The 15,636-nt window shown below is 59.3% G+C and carries 12 protein-coding genes and 1 pseudogene; 11 read left to right on the top strand and 2 right to left on the bottom strand.

Annotated elements, in window-relative coordinates; translation table 11 throughout:
• The first annotated feature begins 193 nt into the window (after nt 1-193).
• From JW799_RS23265 to nasC, 3 genes and pseudogenes are all read left to right on the top strand, one after another.
• Complete coding sequence (locus JW799_RS23265; RefSeq protein WP_205431933.1) at nt 194-1,456, top strand: molybdopterin molybdotransferase MoeA; 1,263 nt, start codon at nt 194-196, stop codon at nt 1,454-1,456.
• Between the two features lie 40 nt (nt 1,457-1,496).
• Nucleotides 1,497-3,674 carry a nitrite reductase large subunit NirB gene (gene nirB / locus JW799_RS23260; RefSeq protein WP_205431931.1) on the top strand — a complete coding sequence of 726 codons (2,178 nt, stop codon included), beginning with the start codon at nt 1,497-1,499 and terminating at the stop codon, nt 3,672-3,674.
• A 26-nt stretch (nt 3,675-3,700) separates the two neighbouring features.
• Nucleotides 3,701-5,844: pseudogene (gene nasC, locus JW799_RS23255) on the top strand (assimilatory nitrate reductase catalytic subunit NasC).
• 43 nt (nt 5,845-5,887) lie between these two features.
• Here nasC and JW799_RS23250 read toward each other — a convergent pair.
• Nucleotides 5,888-6,337 (bottom strand): CBS domain-containing protein, encoded by a 450-nt coding sequence (locus JW799_RS23250; protein WP_080839128.1) that lies wholly within the window; start codon nt 6,335-6,337, stop codon nt 5,888-5,890.
• Between the two features lie 180 nt (nt 6,338-6,517).
• On the opposite strand from JW799_RS23250, the gene JW799_RS23245 reads away from it, so the two are divergent.
• From JW799_RS23245 to JW799_RS23225, 5 genes are all read left to right on the top strand, one after another.
• On the top strand, nt 6,518-7,492 hold the full coding sequence (locus JW799_RS23245) for a 2-hydroxyacid dehydrogenase (RefSeq protein ID WP_205431929.1): 975 nt from the start codon (nt 6,518-6,520) through the stop codon (nt 7,490-7,492).
• A gap of 28 nt (nt 7,493-7,520) precedes the next feature.
• The gene (locus JW799_RS23240) at nt 7,521-9,185 is read left to right on the top strand and encodes a GAF domain-containing sensor histidine kinase (RefSeq protein ID WP_080839132.1); all 1,665 of its coding nucleotides are present in this window, start codon (nt 7,521-7,523) and stop codon (nt 9,183-9,185) included.
• Complete coding sequence (locus tag JW799_RS23235; protein ID WP_080839134.1) at nt 9,182-9,841, top strand: response regulator; 660 nt, start codon at nt 9,182-9,184, stop codon at nt 9,839-9,841. Before JW799_RS23240 ends, JW799_RS23235 begins: the two co-directional genes overlap by 4 nt.
• 173 nt (nt 9,842-10,014) lie before the next feature.
• Nucleotides 10,015-10,641 carry an FMN-dependent NADH-azoreductase gene (locus tag JW799_RS23230; protein ID WP_080839136.1) on the top strand — a complete coding sequence of 209 codons (627 nt, stop codon included), beginning with the start codon at nt 10,015-10,017 and terminating at the stop codon, nt 10,639-10,641.
• 204 nt (nt 10,642-10,845) lie between these two features.
• Nucleotides 10,846-11,997: a glucosaminidase domain-containing protein gene (locus JW799_RS23225; RefSeq protein WP_205431928.1), complete on the top strand. Its 1,152-nt coding sequence runs from the start codon at nt 10,846-10,848 to the stop codon at nt 11,995-11,997.
• Nucleotides 11,998-12,035: 38 nt separating this feature from the next.
• Here the strand turns inward: JW799_RS23225 and greA are convergent, their stop codons facing one another.
• Nucleotides 12,036-12,512, bottom strand: coding sequence for a transcription elongation factor GreA (greA, locus tag JW799_RS23220; RefSeq protein WP_080840943.1), 477 nt, complete (start codon nt 12,510-12,512; stop codon nt 12,036-12,038).
• A gap of 238 nt (nt 12,513-12,750) precedes the next feature.
• On the opposite strand from greA, the gene JW799_RS23215 reads away from it, so the two are divergent.
• From JW799_RS23215 to JW799_RS23205, 3 genes are all read left to right on the top strand, one after another.
• Nucleotides 12,751-13,791 carry an iron-hydroxamate ABC transporter substrate-binding protein gene (locus tag JW799_RS23215; protein ID WP_205431927.1) on the top strand — a complete coding sequence of 347 codons (1,041 nt, stop codon included), beginning with the start codon at nt 12,751-12,753 and terminating at the stop codon, nt 13,789-13,791.
• Between the two features lie 151 nt (nt 13,792-13,942).
• Entirely contained in the window at nt 13,943-14,674 is a 732-nt protein-coding gene (locus tag JW799_RS23210; RefSeq protein ID WP_080839140.1) for a ZIP family metal transporter, read from the top strand.
• 135 nt (nt 14,675-14,809) lie between these two features.
• On the top strand, nt 14,810-15,622 hold the full coding sequence (locus JW799_RS23205) for a response regulator transcription factor (RefSeq protein ID WP_080839142.1): 813 nt from the start codon (nt 14,810-14,812) through the stop codon (nt 15,620-15,622).
• The last annotated feature ends 14 nt before the right edge of the window (nt 15,623-15,636 follow it).

Raw genomic sequence — 15,636 nt, 5'->3', positions numbered from 1 at the left:
AATCTTTGCGGACTTTTCACGCGATCGGGTGTCATTTATATTGACAAATCGAACGGGTTTCCTATATGTTATATTTATAGTTAAATAAGCGATCGGCACAACGAGGTGCCGTCCGATCCGGCAACGAAGCCCGCTCCTATCCGATATAGGACGGGCTTTTTATGTTCAGAAGACAGGATGGGAGGCGCTGACCATGTCCAATACGATACAGATGCTTACACTTCATGTTACGGTCGAGCAGGCGCTTGACCTGTTATGCTCCGTTTCGCACGTTCCGCTATCGGAGCCCGTGCCGATCGAAGAAGCTTCCGGAAGAGTGCTGGCGGAAGAATTTCGCAGTCCGTTCCCGATGCCTCCGTACCGGAGGGCGGCCATGGACGGATACGCCGTCCGGGCCGCGTCGATCGCATCGGCGACGCCGGAGCGTCCCGCGCGGCTCTCCGTCGCGCGCGAAATCAAGGCGGGCGACGATGCGGGCAACGACGGAAATATCGGCGCCGGAAACGCGCTTCGGGTATTCACCGGCGCGCCGGTTCCCGACGAGTACGACACCGTCGTCATGCAAGAGACGGTCGTCCTGGAATCCGGAGACGACGCGAACGGGACGATCCGCGTGGACCGGGCTTCGCCGGAAGGCAAACATGTCGCCGAAGCCGGGGAGGACATCCCGAAGGGCAAGACGGTGCTGACCAGGGGCACGCCGCTCGGAGCTAAGGAGATCGGCCTCCTTGCCGCCTTCGGCTGCACGGAAGTGCAGGCTTACGCGAAGCCGAAGGCGGTCGTTTTTCCGATCGGCGACGAGCTGATCGGGCCGGATCAGCCGCCGACCCCGTACCGGATTTACGATGCGAACGGGTTCATGCTGGAAGCGCGGCTGAAGGAGCTCGGCGCTTCGGTCACCCGGCGCGAGCCGCTGCCGGACGATCCGGAGGCGATTGCGCACGGCCTCGAACAGGCGCTGCGCAAAGCGGATATCGTCGTGACGACCGGGGGCATTTCAGTCGGCAAGTACGACCATGCCGCCCGGGCGCTGAACCGAATCGGCGCGTCGCCGCTTTTTACGAAGGTGGCGATGCGGCCGGGAACGCCGACCTCGGCGTACGCTTACAGAGAAAAGCGGGTGATCTGCCTGTCGGGCAATCCGTCGGCTTGCTTCGCCGGCATGGAGCTGCTGCTCAAGCCGTTTGTCGTCAGCCGCACCGGACGAACCGATTACATGAACGAATGGACGGTCGGACAATTGTTGGATCCCGTCGCCAAACCGTCGCCTTATCCGCGCTATATTCGCTGCCGGGCCGAGATATTCGGAGACAATTGCCTCGTGGCGCCGCTCGGAAACGACAAATCCGGCAACATGGCCGCCTTTGCCGACGCCAATGCGCTGGCTTTGATTCCGGCCGGAGGCCGCGGCGCGGAACGTGGCGAACGCGTGCGCGTGCTGCGTTTGAACAGATAGAAAACCCGTAGAAAACCCGGCGATAGGGAGGGGAAGGACGTTGGAGAAAAACAAACTGGTCGTCATCGGCAACGGAATGGCCGGGATCAAATGCGTGGAGGAGATCGTCCGGCTGTCCCCGGACGCTTACGAGATCACCGTTTTCGGCAGCGAGCCGAGACCGAACTACAATCGCATCCTGCTGTCCAAAGTGCTGCAGGGCAGCGCGTCGAACGGCGAAATTATTTTAAACGATTGGTCGTGGTACGAAGAGAACGGCATCCGGCTGCACGCCGGCGAGACGGTGGAGCGGATTCTGGTTTCCGAGAGGCGCGTCAGAACGGAATCGGGCATGACCGTTCCGTACGACCGGCTTATCGTCGCGACCGGCTCGACCGCGTTCATTCCGCCGATTCCGGGCATCGACAAGCCGGGAGTGACGGGATTCCGGACGATCGACGATTGCGACGCGATCAAGGAGGCGGCGAAGCGGGGAACGAAGGCCGCGGTCATCGGCGGGGGCTTGCTCGGCCTGGAAGCCGCCCGCGGCTTGCTCAATTTGGGCATGCAGGTCGATGTGGTCCATAACGCTTCTTATTTAATGAACCGGCAGCTCGACCGCGTTTCCGCGGAAATGCTGCGCAAAGAGCTGGAAAGCCAGGGCATGCGTTTTTTGCTCGGAAAGCAGACGGTCAAGGTTGCCGGGCGCAAAAAGGCGGAAGGCCTGCTGTTCTCCGACGGGACGAAGCTGGCGGCGGATTTGATCGTCGTGGCCGTCGGCATTCGCCCGAACGTCGCGGTGGCGGAAAAAAGCGGCATCGCGACGCACCGGGCCATCGTCGTGAACGATTATTTGCAGACGAACGTCCAGGACGTATACGCGGTAGGCGAATGCGCGGAGCACCGCGGCATCGTGTACGGACTTGTCAGCCCGCTTTACGAGCAGGGGAAGGTGCTCGCCAGAACGCTGTGCGGGCTTCCGACGGAGCCGTATGCCGGCTCGATCCCGTTCGCGCAGCTGAAAGTATCGGGAGTCGAAATGTTTTCGGCCGGCCTCATCGGGGAGCAGGAAGCGGAGACGGCCTACCAGGCGTACGACGGCGTTCGCGGCACCTACCGGAAGGTGACGTCGATCGGCGGAAAGGTGGCCGGAGCTATTTTGTACGGAGACGCGTCGGACGGTCCGCGGCTGCTCGATTTGCTGAAGCGCGGCGCGTCCGTTTCGGTGCTGAGCCAGGAGAAGCCGGCCGAAGCGGACGGCTCGCTGGAGGCGGCGCAAGCGATGCCGGATTCGGGGGCCGTCTGCGCCTGCAACGGCGTTTCGAAAGGCGCCATCCTGTGCTCGATTCGGGAGGATGGCGCCAAAACCGTGGAGCAGGTGCGCGACAAAACCAAGGCTTCCGGTTCTTGCGGCGGCTGCCGGCCGCTCGTCGCCGCGCTGATCCGGCTGGCCGAAGCCGCCGGCCCGGGCGGCGGCGGGACGCCGGAGCCCGCCGTCTGCGGGTGCGCGGACATGGGGCATGCCGCGATCAAGGAGGCGGTTCGGGCGGAAACGTTCGACAGCGCGGAAGAAGCGATGGCGGCGCTGGGCTGGAAGCGGCCGTCCGGATGTCCGACTTGCCGCGGCGCGCTCCGCTATTATATCGAATTGGAAAAAGCGGCTTTCGCGCCGGCCGGCCTGTCTAGCGTTACCCGGGCGAACGGGGATCGTTCGCCCGGCCTGCGCGTCAGAACAGGCTCGGCTCGGGCGAGCGCGTCCGGCGAAGCGTTCGTCTTGACGCCGCCGGAGCTCGGAAGCGAGCTGGAAGCCAGCTTTCAAGGGCTGAGGCTGCCCGCTCCGGCGGAAGCCGCCGTCTCGGGAGGGGCGAACGATCCGGTCGGCCATCTCGTCAGCGCCTTCGGCCTGCTGTCCGCGCCGGCCGGTTGGGAGCTGTACGGCGGCGGGCATGCGGAGCATCCGGTCAAGCCGGCTCAGCTCGTTGCCGCCGGGCTGCCGGAAGCGCTGGCGCTGGACATGGCCGTTGCCTGCGTCCAATGGTATCGGCATACCGCTTTTTACGGGGAAGCGGTTTGGGAATGGATCGACCGGGTCGGGCTGTCCGCCGTACGCGAACGGCTGCTGGACCCGGAGACGAGGGAAGAATGGCTCGACAGCTGGAGAGCGGAACGGACTGGCGCCATGCGAAGCGCAGGCGCGGATGAATCGGTTACGCATGCGGAGGAGGCGGCGGTTCGATGACTGGAACGGAAGGAGCGACGGCAAACATGGAACGGACGATTCAGGCGGAATCGGGAAACGCCGGGCGGCGCGTAAGCCGCTCGCAATGTCCGTTTTGCAGCGTGCAATGCAAACTGGACATCATCGAGCAGATCGAGCCGGGCAAACGGCCGGTTTACCGGATCGAAGGGGCGGCGAACGCCGCTTCCGAAGGCCGGCTGTGCGTAAAAGGGATCCATTCGTACCAGCACGCGTTAAGCAAGGAACGGCTGCTTGAGCCGCTCGTCAAAGTCGACGGCCGGTTCGAGAAGGCGACATGGGAGGAGGCGCTCGCCGCGGTCGCGGACCGGTTCCGCTCGACGCGCGCGGCTTGCGGAGCGGATGCCGTCGGCGTATACGGCGGCGGCTCGCTGACGAACGAATCCGCCTACCTGCTCGGCAAATTCGCCCGGCTTGCGCTCGGGACGCGCTATATCGATTACAACGGACGGTTTTGCATGTCCGCCGCCGCGTCCGCCGGCGTCAAGACGTTCGGGGTCGACCGGGGGCTGACGTTCCCGCTGGCCGACATTCCGCACGCCGAATGCATCATTCTGGCCGGCACGAACGTGGCGGAGTGCCAGCCCACGCTCATGCCATATTTTACGAGGGCGAAAGAAAACGGAGCTTTCCTCATCGTGATCGATCCGCGGAAGACGGCGACGGCCGCGCTCGCGGACCTTCATCTGCAACCGAAGCCGGGCACGGACGCGGCGCTCGCAAGCGGCCTGCTGAAGACGATCGTCGAGGAAGGCCTGACGGACGAGGCGTTTATCCGCTTGCGGACGAACGGCTTCGAGGAGGTTAAGCGGCACGTCCAAAGCCTGAGCCTTGCGGAAATCGCGGAAATCACGGGTGTCGGCGAGGAGGCGATCGCGCGGGCCGCGAAGGCGTTCGGGCAAGCGCGGACCGGCATCGTTTGCACCGCGAGAGGCGTCGAGCAGCATGCGGACGGACATATGGCCGTGCGCAACTTTTTGAATATCGTGCTGGCGACGGGCAAAATCGGCCGAAAAGGGTGCGGATACGGCGCCATTACCGGCCAAGGAAACGGCCAGGGCGGGCGGGAGCACGGACAGAAAGCGGATCAGCTGCCCGGCTACCGGCTGATCGAAAACGAGAAGGACCGCGAGTACGTGGCCGGCGTGTGGGGCGTCCGCCCGGAGGAGCTGCCCGGCAAAGGCGTGTCGGCTTACGAAATGATGGAGCTTGTCCATCGCCGGGACATCCGCACGCTGTTCATTATGGGCTCGAATCCGATCGTTTCGAATCCGAATGCCGATTTTGTCGAGGAGGGTTTGCGCAAGCTCGATTTTCTGGTCGTCGCGGACATGTTTATGTCGGAAACGGCGCAGCTGGCCGACGTCGTGCTGCCGGTCACGTCGTTTCTCGAGAACGCAGGCACGTTGACCAATCTGGAAGGCCGCGTTCTGCTGCGCGAACCCGGCCGACCGGCCCCTGGGGAAGCCCGGGACGATTGGCGGGTGCTTTGCCGGCTGGCGGAGCTGCTCGGCAAAGGGGATTTGTTCTCGTACGGAAGCGCCGAGGACATCTTCGACGAATTGCGGCTCGCAAGCAAGGGCGGCATCGCCGATTATTACGGCATTACGTACGAACGGCTGCGCCGGGAGGAAGGAATTTACTGGCCTTGTCCGTCGACCGAACATCCCGGCACGGGGCGGCTGTTCGAACATACGTTTGCCCATGCGGACGGAAAGGCTGTCTTCATCCCGGTCGATCAACGCCCCGAAGGAGAACGCACGAGCGAGGAGTTTCCGATCACGCTCACGAACGGGCGCCTGCTCTCGCATTACTTGACCGGCGTGCAAACGAGAAGAAGTCCGACGCTGGCGGCGCGCGAATTGGAAAACGTCATGGAAATCCATCCGGAGACGGCGCGCAAGTATCGGGTGACGGACGGAGAACTTGTGCGCGTGGAGTCCCCCGGGGGAGCTTCGTCGTCCGCGGCCGCGTGACGCGGGACATCCGGGAGGATACCGTGTTCGTCCCGATGCACTGGGGCTCCGTCCAAAACGTCAACAAAGCGACGAATCCGCTGCTCGACCCGTTTTGCAAAATGCCCGATTTCAAAACGGCGGCCGTCCGCATCCGTTCCTGGAAAGATGAGCAAGCCGGCGCGGAGCCGGATTAAGCTCCCGGAGCCGCTCGCGATCGCCAGAACGCGCGGCGGCTCTTCAAGGCTTGAACACATGGCGAATGACGTCGCCGCGGCTGATGATGCCGACCAGCGCCCCTTTGCGTTCGACGGGCACTTTTTTGATTTGCTTTTTCCCCAGAATCGCCGCGATATTTTCGATTTCCTCGTCCCAGGCCACCGTTATGACCTTTTTGCGGGCGATGGCCATGACGTTCGTTTCGAGCAGGCTTCGGGTGCGGTCGTCGAAGCTGTCCGCAAAGCCGTTGAACGTTGCGTAAGCATAGACGAAGTCGCTGATCGAATTGCGGTTTCGGCCCAAATAGCGCATGATGTCCCCGTCGCTAATGTAGGCGACGATTTCGTTCCGCTCGTTCACGACGGGCATCCCGCCGATACGGAACTCGATGAACTTCTCGATGACGGAGCGGACGGAGTCCGTTTCCTTCGCTTTATAGACGCGGGCGACCATGATCTCGTGCGCTTGCACCGTTTAACCCCCCCGTTTGGATGCGAGCGTTCCCAAAATTTGTTATCCGCTGTGAAGAACATTTTACTATACGCGATCAACCGAGTCCACGGACATCCGCCTCCCGGCTTGCGAAACGGCCGCCCGAGCGGTACATTAGAGTCGAACGAAACAGGAGCCTATTCGGAGGAGCTGATCGGATTGAAGCCTCGCGTTTTTATTCCCAGGGCGGTCCCGCCCGAGGTCGAAACTTACATAGCGGAGCATTGCGATTATTTCATGTGGAACGATTCCGTTCCCATTCCCGAGGAACAATATTTGCGGCGGCTAGCGGAAGCCGACGGCCTGTTGACGACAACGTCCGATAAAATCACCCGGGAAAAGCTCGATCATGCGCCGAACCTTAAGGCGATCAGCAACATCGGCGTCGGGTACAACAACTTCGACATCGGCGAAATGAAGAGGCGGGGCATCGTCGGAACCAATACGCCAGGCGTCCTCGACGAAACGGTCGCCGATCTGATCTTCGGCCTCATGCTGGCCGCCGCGCGGCGGTTTGCCGAGCTGGACGCCCGGATTCGGGCGGGACGATGGTCGCCGGCCGACGGCTCGAGCCTGTTCGGACTCGACGTCCATCACCGCACCCTCGGCATTATCGGAATGGGGAGGATCGGCGAAGCGGTGGCGCGGAGAGGCAAATGGGGCTTCGGCATGAACGTCCTTTATTATAACCGTACCCGCAAGCCCGATGCGGAGGAGGAGCTGGGCGCGCGGTACCGGACAATGGAGGAGCTGCTTGCGGAAGCCGATTTTATCGTGCTGATGACGCCGCTTACGGCGGATACGCGCCATTTGATCGGGAAAAATGAATTCGACCTCATGAAAAAAACGGCCGTCTTCGTCAACGCGTCCCGCGGCGAAACCGTTGACGAGCAAGCGCTGTTCGAAGCGCTGCGCGACCGCCGGATTTATGCGGCGGGGCTCGACGTCTATCAGGAAGAACCGATATCGGACAGCCATCCGCTGACGAAGCTTCCCAACGCCGTGCTGCTGCCGCACATCGGCTCGGCTACGCAAAGCACGAGAACGGACATGGCCCGGCTCGCCGCCGAAAATCTGGTCGCCGCGCTCGGCGGCCGCCAACCTCCGAACGTCGTCAAGGAGCTCCTTGATTAAAACGCCAGGCAAGGGGGGAGTGCGCGGCATGACCGGAGAAATACGCGAAAACGAGCTGGCGGCGCTCAAGGAAATCGCCGAACTGATCAATACGACCAACGATATGGATCATATGCTGAACGAAGCGCTGGACAAGCTGTTGAAGGTGACGAGTTTTTCGACGGGCTGGATTTTTTTGCTCGACGACGTCCGCAACGACGGCTGCGCGGCCGCCCGCCATCTCCCGCCCGCCCTCGAAGCCGACGGAAGGGCGGTCATGTGCGGAGACGAATGCTGGTGCATGGAGCGGTTCCGGCAAAACCGGCTGCATCGCGCGGTAAACATTATCGAATGTTCGCGCATCGCCTACGCGGTGGAGCACAAGCTCGGCGATACGGCCGGCGTATCGCATCACGCGACCGTTCCTCTCGTCGCGGGGGAAGACCGGTTCGGCGTGCTCAATGTCGCGGAAGCGGGAAAAGAACGGTTCTCGAAGCGCGAGCTGTCCCTGCTGGAGGCGGTCGCGCTGCAGATCGGAACCGCCATCAAGCGGATCCGGCTGTATCAGGCGCAAGAGCGGAGCGCGTATTTGTACGCGAAGCTTGGCGACGTCATTCAGGAATTTCACTCCATCCAGGATATCCGCGAGCTTCCGGCGCAGGCGGTCAACATTATCGGGAAAACGTTCGGCTGGGCCCACGTGTCGCTATTTCTCGCCGAAGGGCGGCAGCTTGCGCTGCATGCGCAATATGCGGACGCCAGGGCCAAAGCCGGCTGGACGCCTTTGCCCGCGGAATTGGCCGGACCGGTCCACGAGGCTTACCTCGACAACCGGCTCGTCGTCCTCCCGGAAAACGGCAGTGCGGCCGAAAGCGGAGCGATTGACGGGGGAATCCCCCCGTTCGCGTCGGCCGCCGCGATTCCGCTCCGCATCCGAAATCATTCGCTTGGCGTCCTGTTCATCGGCAGTCCGAATCCGCGCCAATTCGACGAGTGCCACAAAGATTTCATGTATTCGCTCGGCGACCATTTTACGCTAAGCGTGGAAAATTTGCGCCTGTACGAGGAACGCAGCGAGCTCGCGCGCATGGAAGAGCGAAACCGCGTCGCGCGCGATTTGCACGATTCGGTCATGCAGAAGGTGTTCTCGCTTTCGTTTCTCGCGAAGGGAGCGGAAACGGTGCTCGGCGATCGGGAGCCGGTCGTCTTGCAGTCGCTGCAGGAAATCCGGCATTTGTCGCAGGACGTGCTGAAGGAAATGCGGGCGCTCATTTGGCAGCTTCATCCGGCCGGTCTGGAGAACGGGCTGCTGCCGGCGTTGAAGCGGTACGGACAGGAAATCGACCTGATCGTGTACGAGCGGGCGGAGGGCGTCAAATCGCTGCCCCGATCGATCGAGGAGGCGCTTTGGCGCATCGGGCAGGAAGCGCTCAACAACGTCAAAAAACATTCGGGAGCGAACGCCGCTTACATTCGGCTAAAAAAGTCGGAGCGATCCGCCACGATGGAAATTATGGACAAGGGCAAAGGGTTCGTCCCGCATAAGACACCCGGAGGATACTCGCTCGGCATGAGGTCGATGCGCGAACGGGCGGAAGCGCTCGGCGGGGAACTTTCGATTGAAAGCGCGGAAGGCAAGCCGACGGTCGTCAAAGTGACCATTCCCGTCAACGTCATTGAAGCGAAGTGCATCGAAGAAAGGGAGCAACGGTGAAAATCAAAATTTTACTCGCCGACGATCATCAGATCGTCTTGAAGGGCATTTCTTTCTTTTTGAACATGCAGCCCGACTTCGAAATCGTCGGGGAAGCGCAGAACGGGCAGGAAGCGGTGGAAAAGGCCGAGCAGCTGCGGCCGGATATCGTGCTCATGGATTTGAACATGCCGGTAATGGACGGAATCGAGGCCAGCTCCATCATCGGGGAGCGGCATCCGGAAATAAAGGTGCTCGTCCTGACCAGCTTTTCCGATCGCAGCCACATCGTGCCCGCTCTGCGGACGGGAGCGGTCGGCTACATGCTGAAGGACGCGGAGCCCGACCAGCTGGCCGAAGCGATCCGAAGCGCGTATAAAGGAAATATCCAGCTGCATCCCGACATCGCCGAAGCGCTTCTTTCCCAACTGTCGCCCGGGCTTGCCCCGATGACCGAGCTTCAAAGCCGCGAGGCGATCGAAACGCTCACGCCGAGAGAAACGGAAGTGCTGCGCCTGCTGACGAAAGGCTTGAGCAATAAAGAAATCGCGCGGGATTTGGTCGTCGCCGAAAAAACGGTCAAAACCCATGTCAGCAGCATTTTGAGCAAGCTTCAGCTCGCGGACCGGACGCAGGCGGCGCTCTATGCGGTGCAAAAGCTCGGCGACAGGGAATAGCGCACAAACGAATACGACCGTCTCAGACCTTGGTCGTAAGACCGGTCCTCCGCCTTCGGCGGATTTTTTTTGCGCCTATTTTCGGTCTAATTTCCGATGAACGGCGGCAACGAACTATATAAAATAAAGAAAGTAACAAATAAAAAGATTAGGGATGTTGGAGGGAACGATTTATGAGTACCGTATTGTTCGTAAAAGCAAACGACCGGCCGATCGAACAAGCCGTCAGCGTGAAGCTGTATCACGCGTTTCTGGACAGCTACCGGAAAAGCCATCCGGAAGATACGATCATCGAACTCGACCTGTTTAAAGAAGAACTGCCGTACATGAACTCGGATATGATCAGCGGGAATTTCAAGGCTGCGCGGGGGATGGAACTGACGCCGGCGGAGCAAGCGGCCGTTGAGGTAGCGGGCAAATATATCGATCAATTTCTCGCCGCGGACAAAGTCGTTTTCGGCTTCCCGCTTTGGAACTTGACGATTCCGGCCGTTCTGCACACGTACATCGACTACATTTACCAAGCGGGCAAAACGTTCAAGTATACGGAGCAAGGCCCGGTCGGCCTCATTCCGGACAAAAAAGTCGCGCTGCTTAACGCAAGGGGAGGCATTTATTCCGAAGGTCCTTCCGCGGCCGCCGAAATGTCTTTGAACTATGTGCGCAACATTATGATGTTCTTCGGCGTCACCGATTTCACGAACGTCATCGTCGAAGGCCACAACCAAATGCCGGACAAAGCGGAAGCGATCGTCGCCGAAGGCATCGCCAACGCCGAAAAAGCCGCCGTCGGCTTCTAAAGTTCCGCAATTTCGTTCATCGTTTTCAAAAAAACCGCTGAAAAGCGGTTTTTTTGTGTTCTAAATGAAGATCTTCTCATTTATAGGCTTTCGACAAATAAACAATCGATCCTTTCTGATCGTTTGACAAGCTTTTTAACCGTGAGTATGTACAATCAATCCTAATAAAAGACGCTTCACAATAAACCGAGAAAGAGGTGCAGCATGCGAATGACAAAGAACGCTTATTTGTCTGTAAGTGTGCTTACGTTAACCTTAATCTTGTTAGTTGGAGCCTTTTTCCTTCATTCCGATAATTTGGCCGCGGCGCCGACCGTCGGCAAAACCGGTTCGCCGAACGGCCGATCGCCTGCCCTGACCGGCGCGGGGGTGCTGCCCGCCGCCTTCGGCTCCGCCGTCACGCTGCCGGCGAAAGAGGGATCCCCTTCGACGGACGAGCCGCCCGGGCCCGTGCAGGCGGAACCGACCGCTCAACCGACAGCCCAATCGACCGCTCAACGGCCCGCCGAAGCCGTCCACTCCGATCCGAATCCCGCTGCGGAACCGCCCCGAATTTCTCTTCCTACATATGAAGTGACCGCGTATTTCCTCAATGTTCGCGCGAACGCATATTCAACGTCAAAAATCATAAACGTCCTTAAAAAAGGCGATCTCGTCCAGGTCGTCAAGACGACGGACAACGGATGGCTGCTGCTGCAAACGGGCGGCTACGTCTACGGCGAATACGCCACGCCGGCCGAACCGGAAAAAAGCGAGCCGGCGGCCGCAGCGGAACCCGCAGCCGCGTTGCCGGGAACGGCAGCTGCTGCGGCGGACGCCCTGGCCGCCGCGCCGCCGCGGCCCGAGACGTCCGCGGAACCCGAGACGTCCGCGGAACCCAAGGCTTTGCTTTCGGAACCCGAGCCGCCTCCCGCGGAGCCCGCCAAACCGACCCATGAGGTGAAATCGAAATCGGGCTTGACCGTGCGCCATATCGAGACGATTTTCGAAGGGACGGCCCTGGCCGACTACGATCTGGAAGAAGTGATTTTGGAAATCGAAGAAGAGTACGGAATCAACGCGTTTTTCACGATTGCGGTCATGAAGCTGGAAAGCGGCAACGGCAAAAGCAATCTGGCAAAGAAGAAAAACAATTTGTTCGGGTTGAACGCCGTCAGCGGTTCCGAGAGCAAAAGCGCTTTCAGCTTCGAGACGAAAGGGGACAGCGTGAAAAAATTCGGGCAGCTGATTTCCAAAAGCTACATGGGAAAAGGACTGACGACGATCGAAAAAATCGCAAAAAAATACTGCCCGGCCAATCCGAAATGGAGCGGCCTGGTCAGCAAAATCATGCAGGGCGACTTTAAAAAGCTATAAGTTCGAAAGCCGGACGGAGAAGCGCTGTCATTCGGGCGTCAGGCGTTCGCCTTGATCTCCAGCACCTTGTAGGTGATGACCCCCATCGGAGCGTCCACATGGACGACGTCGCCGACGGTTTTGTTCATCAGCGCTTTTCCGACCGGGCTCTCGTAGGAGATCTTCTGCTCGGCGACGTCCGCTTCGGAGGGGCCGACGATTTTGTATTCGATGTTTTCGTCGAATTCCTCATCGTACAGCACGACAACGGATCCGACCTGTACGCTGGACGAATCCGAATTTTGCACGACGCGGGCGTGCTTCAGCATCTTTTCGACGGTGAGGATGCGGGTCTCGACAAAAGCCTGATCGTTCTTGGCCGAATGGTATTCGAAATTTTCCTTCAAGTCTCCGTAACTGAGCGCGATTTTGATCCGTTCGGCCAGCTCCTTGCGCTTGACGGTTTTCAATTCCTCCAATTCCTGTTCCAGCTTGGCGAGCCCTTCCGGGGTTAAAATGATTTCTTCGTTCGACACGTTCATATCTCCTTTATACGGGTCTGCTTCCGAAAACAGGATTATTCTGCCGTTCGTTTGCCGACGCTATACAAATATTTTGCCGTATCGCGCTTTGAATTTCAAGCGGCGGAGCGGCTCTATTTTATTGACAGCGGCTCGCATCGTTTGCTATATTCCTAATTGACAATGATTATCATTATCTATAAGTCGGAAATGATCATCGAATCATTGCGAGAATGGTGGGAGGGTTCACAAGTTGGCAAAAAGAAAACCGGCATTCGTCCTGGGTGCCATCCTGCTGTCGTTATCCTTCGTCGTATCGGCATGCGGAGGAACGGGCAACGGCAATTCGCCGGCGTCTCCGGGCGCTTCGGCGACGGCTTCGGCGACGGCTTCGGCGTCGCCATCGCAGGCGGCGGAAGAAACGGCGATTCCTTCGGCATCCGCCGCAGCGGAAGGCACCCGCAGCTACGAGACCGATAAGGGCGTCGTCGAAATTCCGGCCAAGCCGCAGCGCATCGTTACCGATTATTACGGCGGCGAGCTGCTGGCGGTCGGAGCAAACGTCATCGGCGTCGAGCCGACCGCGTTCGACAATCCGTTTTTGAAGGATTTGCTGGCGAACACGCAGGACGTCGGTTATCCGACGAACGTGGAGAAGGTGCTGGAGCTTCAGCCGGACTTGATCGTCGTCATGTACGACGACAGTTACGAAGCGTTGTCCAAAATCGCGCCGACCGTCCATATTCCATACGGAACCGCGACGAATATTTACGAAACCGTCGAATTGTTCGGCGATCTCGTCGGCGCGCCCGACAAAGCGGAGGCGTTCATCGCGGAGTTCGAGAAACGAGCGGCGGAAGGGCGCGAAAGGCTGAAAGGCGTCGTCGACGAGAATGCGACGTTCGGCATTTACGAGCTGACCGACAAAGGCGAGCTGTGGACGTTCGGGGACAACGCGGGCCGCGGCGGACAGGCGCTGTACAACGCCCTGAAGCTGAAGATGCCGGAAAAGAACAGCAACGACAATCAGACGCTGCAGCTTTCCATGGAGCTTCTGCCGGAGTATGCGGCGGATTACATGTTCCTGACCGTTTACGATCCGGAAAAGAAGGGCGAGGCGCTCGAAAATCTGCAGGCATCGGCGGTGTGGAGCAACCTGGACGCCGTCAAAAACAATCATTTGTTCATGAACGACTTCGATACGTTTTACCGCTACGACCCGATCGCGATTACCGAACAGATCGACCTGTTCGTTGATATGATCGTCGAGCGGACGGAAGCGAACAAGAAGTAAATCCGAATCCGAACCGAACCGTCGTGCAAACGCATGGCGGTTTTTCGTTTCCGACCGCGGCGGAAAAAACGGCGGCAACGTTATTTGAAGCCGCGGGAATAACTGGTATAATGCCATCGAGACGATCTTTTGCAAGGAGAGGAGCTTCGTTGTGGCGTCGGCTTTGATCGGAAGTATTATTTCAGCTATGGCAACGGTGCTCGGTGCCGCGCCGATCTTTTTCATCCGCAAGCTGTCGGAAAAATGGAAGGACATCCTCGTGGCCTTCACGGCGGGAATCATGGTCTCCGCTTCGACGTTCGGCCTGATGCCGCAGGCGATCGAGGAATCGGGAATCGCGGCGTTGACCGTCGGCCTGCTTCTCGGCATTATCGTTCTCGACCTGATCGAGAAAAACATCCCGCACATCGACGTGGAGAACGAATCGCGCATTCAGTCCTTCGACTCGAAGTCGTTGCTCGTCATTATCGCCTTGTTCATCCATAACATTCCGGAAGGGCTGAGCACGGGATTCAGCTACGCCAGCGAGAACGCGGGGCTCGGGCCGATGGTCGCGATTTCGATCGGCGCGCAAAACATTCCCGAAGGACTCATTTTGGCCGTGTTTCTCATCAGTTCGAACGCAAGCAAGCTGAAGTCCTTTCTGATTGTGGTCTTGACCGGATTGATGGAGGCCGTTTCCGCCGTTGCCGGCTATTTTACGGCCAGCTACGTCGAAAGCATGATCGGCGGCGGACTCGCTTTCGCCGCGGGAGCGATGCTGTTTATCGCTTACAAGGAACTCATCCCCGAAAGCCATGGCCACGGGTTCGAGCGGCCTTCGACGTATTCGTTTATATTCGGGCTGCTTATGATGCTCTATATCAGCTTCTGGTTCGGATGACGACAGAACGGTCCCGCAAGGAAGATTGACCCCGGCTGTACGCGCCGGGTTTTTTGTTCGGTTCGTATTGACTGAAAAAGGGTTTTAAGCGAGTATCTAGAATAGAAAGCGGTATTCGGAAAGGAGGGGGACCGGATGAACGCGCGAGAGCAAGATCGGATGAAAATATTAGTCGTCGACGACGAGTATTTGGTCCGGTACGGCCTGCGCACGACGATCGACTGGCCGCGGCACGGCTTCGAGCTGATCGGGGAAGCGGAGGACGGCGAAACCGGGCTTGAACTGGCCGAAAGGCATCGGCCGGACATTATCGTTACCGACATGAGCATGCCGTTTCTGGACGGCCTCGGCTTTATGGAACGGCTGCGGGCGCGCGGAATCGGCTCCAAAATCATCGTGCTTAGCGGCTACGACGATTTTCAATACGCCAAAGGCGCGATCGCGCACGGCGCCTCGGATTACATGCTCAAACCGGTCGAAAACGACAAATTTATCGCCGCCGTTTGCAAGCTAGGGGAAACGATCCGCAAGGAGCGTTTGTCCGAAAGGTTCAGCCGGCAGAAGCTGCTCGGCGATCTCGCCGTTCTGCTGAAAGCGCTGCGGAACCGCAAGACGGCCAGCGGCGTGAAAGCCGTGGAAGACGCGAAACGCTACATCGAGTCGCACTTTGCGGAAGATCTTTCGGTAAGGCGCATCGCCGACGAGGTTTACGTCAGTCCTTCCTATTTGATGCACGCGTTCAAAGACGCCACGTCCAAAACTGTAAACGATTACATTACCGAATGCCGCATCGAAAAAGCGAAAGAGCTGCTTCGGAGCGGACGGTATAAAACGTACGAAGTGTGCGAACGGGTCGGCATCCGGGACCCGCGCTACTTCAGCCAGCTGTTCAAGAGACATACGAATTCGACCCCGCGGGATTATATCAAAAATTCCTTTTACGATTGAACGGAGGGGCGGCC

The sequence above is a fragment of the Cohnella algarum genome, assembly GCF_016937515.1.
GTDB lineage: Bacteria > Bacillota > Bacilli > Paenibacillales > Paenibacillaceae > Cohnella > Cohnella algarum.
The sequence above is the reverse complement of the archived record's forward strand: the minus strand, read 5'-3'. Positions and strand labels throughout refer to the sequence as shown.